General features: G+C 65.4%; 15 protein-coding genes and 1 pseudogene. 8 read left to right on the forward strand and 8 right to left on the reverse strand.

What is annotated here, in order from left to right; all coding sequences use genetic code 11:
- Positions 1–119: 119 nt before the first annotated feature.
- On the forward strand, positions 120–908 hold the full coding sequence (locus tag CH295_RS14155) for an RsiV family protein (RefSeq protein ID WP_094741078.1): 789 nt from the start codon (positions 120–122) through the stop codon (positions 906–908).
- Positions 909–942: 34 nt separating this feature from the next.
- Positions 943–1,845: an alpha/beta fold hydrolase gene (locus CH295_RS14160; protein WP_094741079.1), complete on the forward strand. Its 903-nt coding sequence runs from the start codon at positions 943–945 to the stop codon at positions 1,843–1,845.
- A gap of 9 nt (positions 1,846–1,854) precedes the next feature.
- On the opposite strand, the gene CH295_RS14165 is transcribed toward CH295_RS14160, so the two are convergent.
- From CH295_RS14165 to CH295_RS14180, 4 genes are read right to left on the reverse strand one after another with little or no spacing between them, the layout of a single operon-like run.
- The gene (locus CH295_RS14165; RefSeq protein WP_032382260.1) at positions 1,855–2,178 is read right to left on the reverse strand and encodes a putative quinol monooxygenase; all 324 of its coding nucleotides are present in this window, start codon (positions 2,176–2,178) and stop codon (positions 1,855–1,857) included.
- 46 nt (positions 2,179–2,224) lie between these two features.
- Entirely contained in the window at positions 2,225–3,250 is a 1,026-nt protein-coding gene (locus tag CH295_RS14170; RefSeq protein WP_094741182.1) for an NAD(P)-dependent alcohol dehydrogenase, read from the reverse strand.
- A 5-nt stretch (positions 3,251–3,255) separates the two neighbouring features.
- A complete protein-coding gene (locus CH295_RS14175; protein ID WP_094741080.1) occupies positions 3,256–4,038 on the reverse strand; it encodes an iron-sulfur cluster assembly protein in 783 nt (260 codons plus the stop codon).
- 1 nt (position 4,039) lies between these two features.
- Positions 4,040–5,083 (reverse strand): amidohydrolase family protein, encoded by a 1,044-nt coding sequence (locus CH295_RS14180; RefSeq protein ID WP_094741183.1) that lies wholly within the window; start codon positions 5,081–5,083, stop codon positions 4,040–4,042.
- Between the two features lie 155 nt (positions 5,084–5,238).
- Between CH295_RS14180 and CH295_RS14185 the strand changes: the two genes are divergently transcribed.
- Together CH295_RS14185 and ligD are read left to right on the forward strand one after the other, a co-directional pair.
- On the forward strand, positions 5,239–6,699 hold the full coding sequence (locus tag CH295_RS14185; protein WP_094741081.1) for an AAA-type ATPase lid domain-containing protein: 1,461 nt from the start codon (positions 5,239–5,241) through the stop codon (positions 6,697–6,699).
- 34 nt (positions 6,700–6,733) lie between these two features.
- Positions 6,734–7,687: a non-homologous end-joining DNA ligase gene (ligD, locus tag CH295_RS14190; protein WP_094741082.1), complete on the forward strand. Its 954-nt coding sequence runs from the start codon at positions 6,734–6,736 to the stop codon at positions 7,685–7,687.
- Between the two features lie 68 nt (positions 7,688–7,755).
- Here ligD and argG read toward each other — a convergent pair whose 3' ends face one another.
- Positions 7,756–9,171, reverse strand: coding sequence for an argininosuccinate synthase (gene argG / locus CH295_RS14195; RefSeq protein ID WP_037186777.1), 1,416 nt, complete (start codon positions 9,169–9,171; stop codon positions 7,756–7,758).
- Between the two features lie 19 nt (positions 9,172–9,190).
- Positions 9,191–9,897 (reverse strand): annotated as a pseudogene (locus tag CH295_RS14200) (FadR/GntR family transcriptional regulator).
- Positions 9,898–9,996: 99 nt separating this feature from the next.
- Between CH295_RS14200 and aspA the strand changes: the two are divergent.
- From aspA to CH295_RS14215, 3 genes are read left to right on the forward strand one after another with little or no spacing between them, the layout of a single operon-like run.
- The gene (aspA, locus tag CH295_RS14205; protein WP_094741084.1) at positions 9,997–11,436 is read left to right on the forward strand and encodes an aspartate ammonia-lyase; all 1,440 of its coding nucleotides are present in this window, start codon (positions 9,997–9,999) and stop codon (positions 11,434–11,436) included.
- A 4-nt stretch (positions 11,437–11,440) separates the two neighbouring features.
- Positions 11,441–12,880, forward strand: coding sequence for an amino acid permease (locus CH295_RS14210; RefSeq protein ID WP_037186784.1), 1,440 nt, complete (start codon positions 11,441–11,443; stop codon positions 12,878–12,880).
- On the forward strand, positions 12,873–13,793 hold the full coding sequence (locus tag CH295_RS14215) for an asparaginase (RefSeq protein WP_252342037.1): 921 nt from the start codon (positions 12,873–12,875) through the stop codon (positions 13,791–13,793). Before CH295_RS14210 ends, CH295_RS14215 begins: the two co-directional genes overlap by 8 nt.
- A gap of 54 nt (positions 13,794–13,847) precedes the next feature.
- On the opposite strand, the gene CH295_RS14220 is transcribed toward CH295_RS14215, so the two are convergent.
- On the reverse strand, positions 13,848–14,654 hold the full coding sequence (locus tag CH295_RS14220; RefSeq protein ID WP_094741085.1) for an MOSC domain-containing protein: 807 nt from the start codon (positions 14,652–14,654) through the stop codon (positions 13,848–13,850).
- Between the two features lie 21 nt (positions 14,655–14,675).
- Between CH295_RS14220 and CH295_RS14225 the strand changes: the two genes are divergently transcribed.
- Positions 14,676–15,248, forward strand: coding sequence for an isochorismatase family protein (locus CH295_RS14225; protein ID WP_094741086.1), 573 nt, complete (start codon positions 14,676–14,678; stop codon positions 15,246–15,248).
- On the opposite strand, the gene CH295_RS14230 is transcribed toward CH295_RS14225, so the two are convergent.
- Complete coding sequence (locus tag CH295_RS14230) at positions 15,245–15,847, reverse strand: hypothetical protein (RefSeq protein ID WP_094741185.1); 603 nt, start codon at positions 15,845–15,847, stop codon at positions 15,245–15,247. The genes CH295_RS14225 and CH295_RS14230 overlap by 4 nt on opposite strands.
- Between the last annotated feature and the right edge of the window lie 24 nt (positions 15,848–15,871).

The raw sequence follows: 15,871 nt of genomic DNA on the forward strand, positions 1-15,871 counted from the left end.
AGGGGGTCGGGCTTTTTCGTGCTGCGGGGCTTCGAATCGGGTGCAACCAGCCGCGCTTAGCGCGGTCGGCTGCACCCGATTCTCGGTCATACCCGTCGGGTTTGTGGTTAGGGTCGGGCATGACTCGTATCCGCTCGATGGTCGCCGCAGTGGCCGTGACCGCGGCCTTGGCGGGCTGCTCCACCTCGGGAACTGCCACGCCGGCGTCGGCACCGACGACTACCGAAGTCACTGTCACCACGGAGCGAAACCAGCCGACGTCCACGACGCCGACCACTACCTCGAGTGCCGCCGAGCCGTACGTCGTCGGCAGCACTCGAGTCACCGGATCAACAGTGCGTGCGACCTACGACGTCGCGATTCCGCAGCTCAGTGGCGGGAATCCCGCCGTGACGGCGGAGTTCAACGAGTCGATGCGCGCCGCGCTGCAGGACCAGATCGACAATGACTACGGAAACGACTTTGCTCTCAGCGACGGCTATTCGACGGGGGAGACCCACGTTGGGCGGCGCGTGATCAGTGCCGAACAGATCACCGGTTGGATCGCCGTGCCGCCAGGAGCGCACGGTAATTCACTGATTGCGACCGTGACGATCGACGCCGACACCGCACAGCCGATCTCCCTCGGTGATGCTTTCACCGATCTCGACGCAGGCCTGGCCCGGCTGTCGGACCGAGCAGCGGCAATTCTTCCGACCACCCGCGCAGGCGAGAGTTTCGAGCGCTCGGGTATCGAGCCGACGGTGGCCAACTTCGCGAACTGGACCGCATCGCCGGAGGGAATGAAGATTCACTTCGGGGACTACCAGGTGGGTTCCTACAGCATCGGCCTCGTCACGATCACCGTGCCGTGGACCGACCTGTCCGATGTCCTCGCTCCCGGTATGCAGGCTGTTTTGAGTAGCTGAATCTCGGCGCACCCCGCAATGCGAGCATGGACCCATGATGATTCGTGCAGGGGTGCTGGATGTGGCCTACGACCGCGTCGGTGACCCGTCCGGTCGTTCGGTGGTGCTGATGCACGGGTTTCCGTACGACCCGCGCGGTTACGACGACGTCGGCAGGCTGCTCGCCGAATCCGGCTACGACGTGGTGGTGCCGTACCTACGCGGCTTCGGACCCACCCGGTTCGTCGACGCGGACACGATGCGCTCCGGTGAGCAGGCCGCGATCGGCCACGACCTGCGCGAGTTGATCCTCGCGCTGGAGCTGGACCAACCCATCGTCGCCGGCTACGACTGGGGCGGGCGAGCGGCGTGCGTCGTCGCCGCGCTGTGGCCCGAGTTGGTGTCGGGCCTGGTGAGCGTGTCCGGATATCTGGTGCAGAACATCGCCGCGGCCGTATCCACGCCCGTGCTGCCGCACCTCGAGAAGCGGTACTGGTATCAGTACTACCTGCACTCCGAGCGGGGCCGCGCCGGGCTCGCGGCCTACCGCACAGAGATCGCACAGACACTGCGGACGGATTGGTCGCCGACCTGGAGATTCGGCGATTCCGAATTCGCGGCCACCGCACCGTCGTTCGACAACCCCGACTTCGTGGACGTGTCCGTGCATTCCTACCGGCATCGATACGGTCTCGAGTCAGGAGACGCGGCCTATGCAGCCACACAGGAGTTGCTGACGCAGCAACCGAGGATCACGGTGCCCACGGTCGTGATCGATCCGACCGAGGACACCGTTGCCTCGCTGTACGGCAGCCCGGACCACGCGGCGCACTTCATCGACCTGATCGACGTTCGTCAGGTCGATTGCGGCCACAACCCGCCTCAGGAATTACCCGGGCAGTTCGCCGACGCCGTCGTGACTCTCAGCCAGGTGGTCCGGGATCGCGAAAGGGACTAGACGAACGATCTAGTCGACTGCGAGCTCGCCCAGTTCGTTCCAGTCGGTGCCGTCGACCTCTTGGCTGATGATCTTCGGGGTCTCCTGCAGGTACGGCGGGAGATCCTTCTGGGCCTGCTTGAAGTGATCCGAATTCACGTGGGCGGCACCGGCATCGGGATCCTTGAATGCCTCCACCAGGACGTACTCGGTGGGGTCGTCGAGGGTGCGCGACCAGAAGTACCAGAGGCATCCCTCCTCGGCCTGGCATGCCTCGGTGAAGTCGCGTGAGATCTCGGGCCAGTTGTCGGCGTGCTCGGGCTTGACCTTGAACTTGGCGGTGATGAAGATCAACGTTGCTCCTCGTTGTTGGGGTTGTGTCGGTGGTTACTACCCGATTTCAGGGTACGAGAATCGCGCGGCCGCGAACCCGTCCGTTGTCGAGGTCGTCGATGGCACTCTGAAAGTCGTCCAGTGCGTAGGTCTGCGTATGCAGGTTCACGGCACCGCGCGCGGCGAGAGACATGAGATCGCACAGGTCGTTGTAGGACCCGACGAGGTTGCCGACGATGTTCTTCTCCGCCGACACCAGGTCGATGGTCGGCACGTCGACGTTCTCGCCGTAGCCGATCACGTGATAGTCACCGGCCCGTCTGGTCATCGCCAATCCTTCTGCGGTCGAACCGTTCTCGCCGACGAAGTCGAGTACCACCTCGGCACCGAAGCCGCCGGTGAGCTCCATGATCTGCTCCACCTGGGTGCCGTCGGCGACCACCGCATGATCGGCTCCCAGAGTCAGCGCGAGCTTCACGGCATCGGCGTTGCGGTCGATGACGATCAGTTCGGCGGGGGAGAGGGCTTCGAGCACCTGGATACCGATGTGGCCGAGTCCGCCCGCGCCGATGACCACACACTTGTCTCGCGGTGTCAGCCGTCGTGATGCCTTGGCCGCCGCGTGATAGGCGGTCAATCCGGCATCGGCGAGCGCTGCCACTGCGGACGGCTCGAGCGAATCGTCGATCTTGACGACGGTTCGAGCATTGGTCCGCAGATAGTCGGCGTATCCACCGTTGGTGTCGATACCGGGGAAGTCGCTCGTCTCGCAGTGCACGTCGTCGCCGGACCGGCACGCCCGACACAGACCGCACGTCACCAGCGGATGCAGGATCACCTTGTCGCCCTCGCGGACATTGGTGACGGCCGAGCCGACGGCATGGACCCACCCGGCGTTCTCGTGCCCGATCGTGTAAGGCAGTGTGACACCGGACTTCTCGGCCCACTGGCCTTCGAGAATGTGCAGATCGGTGCGGCACACACCTGCGCCGCCGATCTTGACTATGACGTCGAGTGGACCCTGTACCTCCGGAATCGGGACCTCGGTCATCTCCAGCTTCTTGTGATAGCCGACGACCTGGACGGCGCGCATGGTGCTCATCGTTGATGCTCCTGTGTAGTGCTGTGCGGGACGGTGAGGGTGGTCAGTGGGATGAAGGCGCCTTCTTCCCGCGGCACTTGCTGTTCCTCCGCTCCGGGGTAGCGAGTCTGCAGCAATCCGCGGCAGAAATGCGCGTTGCCGTCGATCGAGACGCGGGTGGCGCGGGCTCGCCGCATCACCATCGTCAGATCTCCGGTGTGCGGCTTGCCGGTGTGATCGACCAGAGCCGGAGCCGCCGGATCGATCCGCAGGCCGAGTGCCTCGCGCCGACGAAGCAGAGCGTCGGACGTGCGGTCGTCGGGTAGATCTCCGAGCACGACAGCCGCCAGATCGTCCGCTGTCGCATCGGAATTGGCGCGCAGCCAGGCGTTGAGGGAGCGTTCCATCGCGGCCACGTACGCCTTGCGGCGGAACGTGGCTCGGAGCTCGTCGAGGTCTTCCTCGGCCTCGTGTCCGAAGGTGCCCCGGTAGCCGGCGTCGGCGGCGAGACCGGCATTGATCTTGTCCGAGTCGTGGTGATCGTCGAGTTCGACGTGCACCATCTCCGTCCACGACAGAGCGTTCAGCACGTCCTTCGCGTCGCCCGCCATCAGATACGCGAAATTCGGTGAGCAGAACGAGGTCGGCAGGCGCAGGTGCACGTGCACCGCCCCGTCCTCCACCTCGAGGGAGCGGACGAAGCCCAGATCGGTGATGGGCTCGTCCAATTCGGGATCGAGGACGACTCCGAGCGCTGCGTAGGCCTCGTCGTGCCTCGACAGGGTTGCAACGACAGTCATCTCACACCGCCGCGAGATCGGCGCGCTCGGGCTGACGCGGTCCGGTCTCGGTCTCGTCGGCGTCGGGCAACTGCAGCTCTGCCGGGACCGGGATGTCGTAGAGCTTGGCGGCGTTCAAGCCCAGGACCTTCTTCTTCTGCTCGAGTGTGATCGGTGCGTATTCGTCCAGGGACTCGTGGATCTGGAAGTCGACGAATCCTTCGACCAGCCACTTGGGCGTCCACAATGCGTAATCGGAGGAGAAGAAGATGCGGTCCTCACCCAGCCAGTACAGCAGCTCACCCATGATCTGACCGAAGTACTTCGGCCGCGTGTGCATGAACGGAATGGCCACGGCGAGGCCGGCATACACGTTGGGTTCCTGGGTGGCGATCCAGCAGAAGTCCTCCAGGCGCGGCAGGCCGCAGTGTTCGACGACGAAGTTCAGATCGGTGAAGTCGGTCGCCACGTGGTCGACATCCGCGACGTCGAACGCATCGCGGTCGAGCGGACGAATGGTCGGCCCCTTGTGCACGTGAATGTTCTTGATGCCGACCTCGCGGCACACCTCGAGGTAGCGCCGCGTCCAGTCGTCGTCGAGCTTGTAGCCGCGAGAGTCGCCGTGCCACTCGGCGGTGTAGAGCTTGACGCCTTTCAGCCCGAAGCGTTCTGCGTCGGCCCGCAGTTGGTCGAGGCCGCGTTCGCCGTTGCGCGGATCGAAGTGGTGGTTGTAGGTCAGCTTGTCCGGGTGCGCCGCGGCCAGCGCCGACGCCTCCTCGGTCTGCCCGAACCCGTTGTTGTAGAACTCGCCGAGGTGGGCGGGCTGGAAGATGGCGTGATCGACGTACCCGATCTCGAACAGGTCGTGCATCAGGCGCTCGCCGCCCTGGTAGAGGTACTCGTCGTACGTCCACAGCTCGCTCTCGGGGGAGAGGTTGCGGTGGTAGTCGTAGAAGCAGTCGATGAACTGCTTGCCGTGGATGTTGCGTTGGTTCTGCTCTCGCGCGTCCCACAGTGCGATGTGGGCGTCGACGATGAAGAAGTTCTCGCCGTTCTTGGTGTACATGCGGTGTGCCTCCCGGGTGTTGCGATACGTGACGTGCGTCACGTCGTCATGGGAACGACGGTAGGTCCGCGACGAGCCGCCGTCTCGGCCTCGGCGTCTCAATTCGAGACGCTGCCCCGGCAACGATGGCGACATGCGAATGTAACCTGGATCACATGGCAGATTCCGGGGGTCTCTCGCGGGCCCGACTCCATTCGGAGCCCCTCGCTGCCGTCTCGCATCGACTTCTGGCGTCGTGGCACCGAAGCCAGCGGTACGGGGTGTCGCTCGACGAGGTTGCTCCGGTGTTCTCGGGAACCTACGACGACGAGTCCCTGTTCTATCGGTGCGGCCGCGAGGTGCTCAACGGGTTGCGCGACACGTTGGCGAACGAACCGGTGTCGATGATGCTCACCGATGCCGATGGTCTCGTGTTGGACAGGGTCAGCGCCGACCGCGAACTGCTGGCTGCGCTCGACCGCGTGCATCTGGCACCCGGCTTCTCGTACGCGGAGGACCAGGCCGGTACCAACGGCCTCGCGCTGGCGCTGGCGGATCAGGTGCCCGCGGTGGTGAAGGCGGACGAGCACTACTCGCTCTCGCTCGCCGGGTACACGTGCGCGGCAGCTCCGGTTCTCGATCCACTCACCGGCCGGGTGGAGGGCTGCGTCAATCTGACCACCTGGTCGGAGTCGTCCTCGGATCTGCTTCTGGCCCTTGCCCAGTCGGCTGCGGGGAACACCTCGGCGATGATGCTCGCGCGGTCGCAGGGCCAGCATCCGCGGCCGGCCCCGCGCGGTGAGGTGTTCCGGGTCGAAACCGCGCACAGCGGGCCGGGATCCGGCATCCTCGACGATCTTTCCCCGGGTTGGCGGAGCGCACTCGGGTCTGCGGAAGCTGCTCTGGCCGAACATGGTTCGATTCTCATGGTCGGTGAGCCGGGATCGGGCCGGGCCACCGTGCTCGCTCGCGCACTGCGCGCAGCACGCCCGCGCGGCCGCATCCTCAGCGCTGGAGCACCGGCCGCCCGGGACGTCGACGCCTGGCTCGACCTCTGGACGCCCGAGCTGCCGAAACCCGATACGGCAGTGGTCATTCGTGATGTCGACCGGCTTCCCGCGCGTGCGGCCGATGCCCTCGCCGAACTGATCCGTCGCGCCGGCCACGGGGTACCCGTCACCGTCACGGCGTCGAACTACGACGACGTGCCCCCGGCACTCGCGGGACTGCTGCGCACCGTGGTCGAGGTACCGCCGCTGCGCAACAGGCCCGAAGACATCGCCCCGCTCGCCCTGCATCTGGCCGGGCGGGTGCGGGGCCGACGGGTCACGCTCACCGCCGCTGCCGAGCGAGCGTTGCGCGAACATCCATGGCCGGGCAACGTCGGCGAGCTGGCCACGGTGATGCACAAGGCAGCCGTCCGCGCGGACGTCATCGGGGTCCATCATCTGCCGCCGGAGGTGCTCTCGCGCACCACCCACCGGCTCACCCGCATCGAGACGTTCGAGCGCGACGAGATGATTCGCGTGCTCTCTCGCCCCGGCGTCACGATGAACGACGCGGTCGAGGAACTGGGGATGAGCCGCGCGACCATCTACCGCAAACGCGACCGATACGGCATCACGCTTCGTTCCTGAACAGCTTCGTTCCTGATCGCCTACTCTCGACCGCATGGCCAGTAGCTCACCGTCGATCGAGATTCCGGTGGGCGAGCGCAGCGTCCGGATCTCCAACCCCGAGCGCGTGTACTTCCCCGAAAGCGGAGCCACCAAGCTGGATCTGGTGAACTACTACCTGAGCGTCGGCGACGGCATCGTGCGGGCGCTGCGGGAGCGGCCGTGCATGATGCATCGCTTCCCCAAGGGCCTCGCCGGCGACAAGGTGCACCAGAAGCGCGTGCCCAACGGTGCGCCGCCGTGGCTCGAGACGGTGCAGGTGACCTTCCCCCGCTACAACCGCACTGCCGACGAGCTGTGCGTGACCGAACTGGCGCACGTGGCCTGGGCGGTCCAGATGTCGACCGTCGAGTTCCATCCGTGGAACAGCCGCCGCGCCGACGTCGAGATGCCCGACGAGTGGCGCATCGACCTCGATCCGATGCCCGACTGCCCCTTCGACCGGGTACGACGCGTCGCCGGGGTGGTTCAGGAGGTGCTGAGTGATCTCGGGGCCGTCGGCTGGCCCAAGACCTCCGGCGGCCACGGTCTGCACATCTACGTTCGGATCGACCCGGCCTACGGCTTCAAGGACTTACGTAGGGCTGCACTGGCTTTCGCGCGTGAGGTGGAGCGTCGGGCACCCGAGGACGTGACGACCACCTGGTGGCGCAAGGATCGCGACCCGTCGAAGCTGTTCGTCGACTACAACCAGAACGCCCGCGATCACACCATCGCCAGCGCCTATTCGGTGCGGGGAAATCAGCAGGCGACGGTGTCGACGCCGATCTCCTGGGACGAGGTTGCCGACGTCGATCCGCGCGAGTTCACGATGTTCACGGTGCCCGCCCGATTCGCCGACTTGGGTGACCTGCACGCCGGCATCGACGATGCGGTGTTCGCGATCGACGAGTTACTCGAATGGGCGGAGCGAGACGAGCATCAGGGCTTGACGGAACCCGAGGAGTAGCCGAACTCGAAGTCATGGACGGAAATCGGCTGAAATCCGTCCACAACTTCGAGTTCGGCAACCAGAGATCAGTCGGTGCCGGACTCGATGGCGGCGTGGTCGAGTGCCGAGGAGTCCACGGAACCGTCGGGGCCGCTGGCTGCGATGGCGTCGGCTCCGCCTGCGGGCAGTTCGCCGATCAGTTCGCCCCAGGCCGTGAGTTGGTTCTGCGCGGCGTACTGCTCGAGCTTGCTGCGTGAATCGGCGATGTCGAGGTTGCGCATCGTGAGTTGGCCGATGCGGTCGCCGGGGAAGAACGCCTGGCCCTGGCTGCGTTCCATGGAGAGCTTCTCGGGGTGGTAGCTGAAGTTGCTGCCCTGGGTGTCGACGATCGTGAAGTCCTGGCCGCGGCGCAGACGCAGTGTCACGCTGCCGCTGACGACGTTGCCCACCCAGCGCTGCAGGCCCTCACGCAGCATCAGCGCCTGCGGATCGAACCAGCGTCCCTCGTACAGCAGACGGCCGAGTCGACGGCCCTCGTTGTGGTACGAGGCGACGGTGTCCTCGTTGTGGATGGCGTTGACGAGGCGCTCGTAGGTGATGTGCAGCAATGCCATGCCGGGCGCCTCGTAGATGCCGCGGCTCTTGGCTTCGATGATGCGGTTCTCGATCTGGTCGCTCATGCCCAGGCCGTGGCGTCCACCGATGGCGTTGGCTTCCATGACGAGGTCGACGGCGCTGTCGAAGCTCTTGCCGTTAATGCGCACCGGGCGGCCGCGCTCGAACTCGACGGTGACCTCCTCCGGCGCGATCTCGACCTCGGGGTCCCAGAACCTCACGCCCATGATGGGGCTGACGATCTCGAGCGAGGTGTCGAGGTATTCGAGCTTCTTCGCCTCGTGGGTGGCGCCCCAGATGTTGGCGTCGGTGGAGTAGGCCTTCTCGGCCGAGTCACGGTAGGGGAGGGTGCGCTGGGTGAGCCACTGCGACATCTCGTGCCGACCGCCGAGCTCGGCGACGAACGCCTCGTCGAGCCAGGGCTTGTAGATCCGCAGCTGCGGATTGGCGAGCAGGCCGTAGCGGTAGAACCGCTCGATGTCGTTGCCCTTGTAGGTGGATCCGTCGCCCCAGATCGAGACGCCGTCCTCCTGCATCGCGCGGACCAGCATCGTGCCGGTCACCGCGCGGCCGAGCGGGGTGGTGTTGAAATACGTCTGCAGCGACGAGCGAATGTGGAACGCGCCGCAGGTCAGTGCAGCCAGACCCTCCTCGACGAGCGGTTCGCGGCAGTCGATGAGCCGCGCCTGCTCGGCCCCGTAGGCCAGGCCACGCTCGGGCACATCGGACAGATCAGGCTCGTCGTACTGACCGATGTCGGCGGTGTACGCATACGGCACCGCGCCGTGCTCGCGCATCCATGCCACGGCCACCGAGGTGTCGAGGCCGCCGGAGAATGCAATGCCGATTCGTTCGCCGACCGGGAGAGAGTTCAATACCTTCGTCACGGCCCGCAGCTTAGTCGTACTACTGATCCGGCCGATCGGCGAGCGACTCCACTGCATCCCGGACCGCATCGAGGTGCGCGGTCATGGCGCGTGCTGCTGCGTCGTACTCGCCGGATCGGATGCCGTCGACGATGGCGTCGTGTTCGAGGTTGGATTGCTGTTGCCGGTGCGCGACGAGGTTGAGGGTCTCCGACTGTCGCGTCAACGCGTCGCGAATGTCGACGATGATCGACTCGAACACGCGGTTCTTGCTCGCTCGCGCGATCGCTGTGTGGAACTGCGCGTCCAGTAGTACCCAGGCCTCGTGGTCGTCCTCGGAACGCATCTCGTCGGCCAGGCCGGCGAGCACCGTCAACTCCTCGTCGGTACGACGCTCTGCGGCCCAGCCGGCTGCGGGGATCTCCACGTGAGGGCGGGCCTCCATGAGTTCGCGGGCTGCATAGTTGCCGATGTCGAGGTCGTTTCCGACACGGTCGCGAATGACGAAAGTACCGAGACCTGTTTTGGTTTCGGTCAGGCCGAGGGCATGGCAGGAACGCAGCGCCTCGCGGATGACGGAGCGGCTGACGCTGTGCCGGGTGGCGAGCGCGGCCTCGGACGGCAATTTCTGTCCGACGGGTAGATCGCCCGACGCGATCGCCGAACGGAGGTCGGCGAACACCGCCTCGGCTGCGCTCATGGGGCATTCGTGGGCGCACTGACTGCCCAGCTGTCCGACAGGTTCATGAAGCAATCCTAGCCTGGGGTTGACCGATGGGGTGTTCTGCGCCACACTCTACCTGTCAGACAGCCGGACAGCTGGACACCCCCTGAAGGAGCGCAACCGTGGCCGATACCCGCATCGAGAAGGATCTTCTCGGCGAACGCGACATCCCGACGAGTGCGTACTGGGGGATCCACACCCTGCGCGCTCTCGATAATTTCCCCATCACCGGGCGTCCGATCTCCACCAATGCGCACCTCGTGCGCGGACTCGCAGCGGTGAAGTGGGCAGCTGCGTCGGCCAACCAGGATCTCGGGATCCTCGACGCCACCCGCGGGGAAGCGATCCGCACGGCGTGCCAGGAAATTCTCGATGGCCAGTGGCACGAGGAGTTCGTCGTCGACGTCATTCAGGGCGGCGCGGGCACCTCGACCAACATGAACGCTAACGAGGTCATCGCGAACCGCGCGCTGGAGATCCTCGGCCACGCACACGGCGAGTACAGCATGCTGCACCCCAACGAGCACGTGAACGCCTCGCAGTCCACCAACGACGTGTACCCGACGTCGGTGAACATCGCGACCATCTTCGCCGTGCACGAGCTCATCGCCTCGATGAAGGTGTTGCGAGATTCGTTCGGCCGCAAAGCGAGCGAGTTCGCCACCGTCGTCAAGATGGGCCGCACGCAGCTACAGGACGCGGTGCCGATGACTCTCGGTCAGGAGTTCGGCACCTACGCGATCATGATCGACGAGGACTGCTCGCGACTCGAAGAAGCGGCGCTGCTGGTGCACGAGATCAACCTCGGAGCCACCGCCATCGGCACCGGACTCAACGCCCCCGCCGGCTACACCGAATCGGCCGTCGCACATCTGCGCACCATCACCGGTCTGCCGCTGGTGACTGCGACAGACCTGATCGAGGCAACGCAGGACGTCGGTCAGTTCGTGCACCTGTCCGGTGTGCTCAAGCGCGTCGCAGTGAAACTGTCGAAGATCTGCAACGACCTCCGGCTGCTGTCGTCCGGTCCGCGGGCCGGCTTCAACGAGATCAATCTGCCTCCGATGCAGGCCGGTTCGTCGATCATGCCCGGCAAGGTCAACCCCGTCATCCCCGAGGTGCTCAACCAAGTCGCCTACGAGGTGATCGGCCACGACGTCACGATCACGATGGCGGCCGAGGCAGGACAGTTGCAGCTCAACGCATTCGAGCCCATCATCGTCAAATCGCTGTCCGACGGCATGGCGCATCTGAGCGCCGCATGCCGTACCGTCGCGCATCGCTGCGTGGACGGCATCACCGCGAATGTGGACCTGCTGCGTGAGCGTGTCGAGAACTCCATCGGCCTGATCACCGCGCTGAGCCCGTATCTCGGATACGTCGAATCGACGGCGATTGCGCAGGAAGCGTTGGTCAGTGGCCGCAACGTCGTCGACCTCGTACTCGAGAAGGGGCTGCTGGCCCGGGACGAGCTCGATCGGCTCCTGAGCCCCGAGCATCTCGCCAACCTGCGGGTGGCTCCGGTCGAGCATGCGGATGCTCCCGAGACGTCGACGAGGTGACACGATGAGCACCGAGAATCGGAGTGTCGATACCCGCAAGGCCTTCACCGAAGAAGACCCCGGCTATCGAAAAGAGCTGGCCCCGCGCCAGATTCAGATGATCGCCATCGGCGGTGCCATCGGGACCGGGTTGTTCATGGGAGCCGGCGGCCGACTCCGCGACGCTGGGCCGGCGCTGGTATTGGTGTACGCGCTGTGTGGATTCTTCGCCTTCCTGATCCTGCGGGCACTGGGCGAACTGGTGATGCACCGGCCGACCTCGGGATCGTTCGTCTCGTACTCGCGCGAATTCTTCGGCGAGAAGGTCGCTTTCGCGGCCGGCTGGCTGTACTGGATGAACTGGGCGATGACGGCGGTGGTCGACGTGACGGCCGTGGCGTTGTACATGAACTTCTTCAAGAAGTACTGGGCTCCGCTCGGTGACATCGACCAGTGGGTGTTCGCACTCGCGGGCCTGCTGCTCGTACTCGGGCTCAATCTGGTGTCGGTCAAGGTGTTCGGTGAGCTCGAGTTCTGGTTCGCACTCATCAAAGTCGTTGCGCTGGTGACGTTTCTGGTGATCGGCACCTACTTCGTCATCTTCGGCACTCCCATCGACGGCCAGGAGCCGGGGCTGAGCGTGCTGACCGACAACGGCGGATTGATTCCCAACGGACTGTTGCCTGCGATCGTGGTGATCCAGGGCGTGGTGTTCGCCTACGCCTCGATCGAGCTGGTCGGTACCGCTGCCGGGGAGACCCAGAATCCGGAGAAGGTCATCCCCAAGGCGATCAACACCGTCATCGTTCGCATCGTCGTGTTCTACGTCGGGTCGGTGCTGTTGCTCTCGTTGCTGTTGCCGTACACCGCCTATCAGGCCGGCGAGAGTCCGTTCGTGACGTTCTTCGGAGCCATCGACGTCGAGGGCGCCGACGCGATCATGAACCTCGTGGTCCTCACCGCGGCGCTGTCCTCACTCAACGCCGGGCTCTACTCCACCGGGCGCATCCTGCACTCCATGGCGGTCGCCGGCTCGGCACCCGCATTCGCTGCACGGATGAACAAGTCGGGTGTGCCGTACGGCGGCATCGCACTGACGTCGGTGGTGACGCTGCTCGGCGTCGTGCTCAACGCAGTGGTTCCGGCGCAGGCCTTCGAGATCGTCCTCAACCTCGCCGCTCTCGGCATCATCAGCGCCTGGGCCGTCATCGTCGCGTGTCAACTCAAGTTCTGGTCGCTGTCCAAGACCGGTGCGGTCACCCGACCTGCGTTCAAGCTGTTCGGCGCTCCGTACACCGGATACGCAACGCTAGGCTTCCTGGCGTGTGTACTCGTGCTGATGGCCTTCGACAAACCGGTCGGTACCTGGACGGTGGCGTCGATCCTGCTCATCGCGCCGATGCTGATCGGTGGTTGGTTCTTGTGCCGCAACAGAATTCGAGAGGTGGCGGCGCGCAGTGACTGAGGAGTGGAGCCTGCAGGAACGGCCGGAGAGCACTGAGCATGTCGCGTTGTTGACCACCGGTGGCACGATTGCCAGCAGTCGCGACGAGCACGGTGTGTCTCGGCCGGTGGCCGGTCTGGGGATCGATGTCGACGGCGTCGAGGTGCGCGAGGTGATGTCGAAGGACAGCTCGGCGTTGGACTTCGCGGATCTCGACACCATCCGTACCTCGGTGGTCGACGCGCTCGCCGAGGACGGCTGCGTCGGAGTGGTGGTGCTGCACGGGACCGACACCATGGAGGAGTCGGCGTTGTACGTCGATCTGTTCCACGACGACGAGCGTCCGGTGGTGTTCACCGGTGCGCAGCGCACGGCTGATCATTCCGATCCGGACGGCCCCGGCAACATTGCTGCAGCAGTGGCTGCGGCGCAGTCCGAGCGCGGTGTGGTGATTGCTTTCGGTGGACGGTTGCTGCCTGCGCGCGGTGCGATCAAGAAGCACACCTCCGAGCTCGACGCGTTCCGGTCTGCCGCGCTGCCGCGACCGAAACCGTTGCAGTGGAAGCCCGTTGCCGGGATTCGGGTCGATATCGTAGCCCTGTATCCCGGGGCCGACGGCCTGCAGATCGATGCGTGCCTTCATGCCGGGGCGTCGGGCATCGTGCTTCAGGCGCTGGGCTCGGGCAACACCAACGCCCGCGTCGTGCATGCGGTGAAAGAAGCAGTGGCTGCCGGGGTGCACGTGGTCGTCACGACGCGGGTGCCGTTCGGTGAGACCTCGCCGACGTACGGCGGCGGCGGGGGTGGTCACGATCTGGTCGATGCGGGTGCGGTGTTCTCGCGGGAACTGCGAGCGGGGCAGGCACGTATCCAGTTGGCGGCGCTGGTTGCCACCGGAGCGAGTGACGTGGCTGTCCACAATTCCTTCGCATAGGCGGGAAACCGTCTGCGGAGGCAAATAGTGGACAACCACCGCACTACTGACGAGCTACAGCTCCGACTCGCCCCAGGTCTCGACGTGTAGTTCGTCCCCTACGGTCACCGTGCCGTCTTGCAGCACGGAGAATTTCGAGCCGAAGGCGACGCCCTTCTGTCGACCGCGGCGGTAGTCGCCGAGTGTGCGCAGCGGCTCCGGGCCGGTGCGCACGCCGGTTGTCTGTTCGACGGTGGTGACGGCGCAGCGGATGGCGAGTTTGCTGTACGCGAGGCGGGTGGAGCCGATGGTCACGTCCCGCACCTCGTCTTCCCGGTGTGGGGAGTCCCAGCCGTCGACGACGATGTTGGGTCGAAAGCGATCCATCGGCAGTGGTACGTCGAGGCGGGAGTTGAGGTCGGCCAGCGAGGCGGTCGAGAGTACGTGCACGGCGGAGCTGTCGGCGAATTGAGCTGACCCGGGCGAGATTCCATCGGTGATGCGGCCGAGGTCGCGCGGTGCGGCGACCAGCCTCGACGGTTCTCCGATGACGTCGGTGAGCCAGGCAGCGACGTCGTCGCCCTGATCGATTCCGCGCATCGGCGCCCGGAACATCGTGATGTCGCGCGCCTCGGAGTCGCGGTCGACAGACACTGTCACCGAACCGGTCGACGCGTGTGTGAGGGTCAGCGCCCCGTCCGTCACCGAGCATCGAACGACCGCGAGAACGGGGTCGCTACGTTGACTGCGGAATGCGCCGTCGGAGTCGACGATCATGAATGCTCGATCGTGTTCGAGGCCGGTGGCTCTCACGTGAGCCGAATGCAGCGTCGAGCCTGCGCATCCCTTGACGGGGTAGGTCACCAGAGACGACACGCGCACCCGTCGAGGATACTGGGATCCATGACTCGTGCTCTGTTGGTTGTGGATGTGCAGAACGATTTCACCGAGGGCGGCGCGCTTGCGGTGGCCGGCGGTGCGGATGTCGCGCGCAGGATCAGTGCGTACCTGGCGCGCCACGGCGACGAGTACGACCTCGTGGTGTCCTCGCGTGATTGGCATGACGCGGTGGGCGACAACGGCGGACATTTCGCCACCGAGGCCGCACCGGATTTCGTCACCACGTGGCCGGTGCATTGCGTCGCAGGCACGGTCGGTGCCGAGTATCACCCCGATTACGCGACCGGTTCCGTGGACGTCCACGTCTACAAGGGGCAGGGCAAGCCGTCGTACTCGGCGTTCGAGGGTGTCACCGAGGACGGAACACCGCTCGCGGAAGTACTCAGCGCCAACGAGGTCACCGCCATCGACGTCGTCGGACTTGCGACCGACTACTGCGTTCTGGCGTCGGCGAAAGACGCGGTGACCGAGAAGCTCGACGTCCGCGTTCTCACCGACCTCGTTGCGGGAGTTGCACCCGAGACCTCCGCGGCGGCCCTCGACGATCTGCGGGCGTCCGGCGCGATGGTGGTCTAACTGTCGATCGTCGTGGTGATGGACGTGACCGACGGCGCCGCCGGGGTGCTGCCGAAGCCGAAGGTCACGGGGGGAGTGACGGGGGTGAGCGATCCGAGATCCTCGCCCCGCCACGATGCCGAGACGTCGGTGACGCGATGTTGCCCTCGCGCACCGTAGTACTCGCGTCGGCCGCCTCCGGCGCTGCCGCGGGTGCGCACTCCCCGCAGTATCACTCGGGCAATGGGGTCGCTGATCGCGCAGAACCACGGTGCCGTGGACACCGCGTCGGGAACGAGGCTCAATGCTCTTCCCAGGACCGTGGGCCCGGCGACTCGAATTCTGACCGTGAGGTCACCCGCTCGCACCGACCGGCATTCACCGGGTTCCGCAGCGAATGTCACCGGCACGATCTCGGTGGAGTCGAAGGTGTATGTGGCGGTGACGAATTCCCGGACGTCCTCGTTGGGCGCGAGAAGCAGGCGTCGCCCGCCCGCGAACTGGACCATGACGTCGGTGAATTCCCCGAGAGGCGATCGCGTCCAATGTCCGACGACGATCCGCACACCGGACGTTGTACCTACCCCGTAGATCTCACCGTGAAACCGTGATCTGTTCATCATGCACCCTCACCTCGTCGGCAC

This window comes from Rhodococcus sp. 14-2483-1-2 (assembly GCF_002259405.1).
Classification (GTDB): Bacteria; Actinomycetota; Actinomycetes; order Mycobacteriales; family Mycobacteriaceae; genus Rhodococcoides.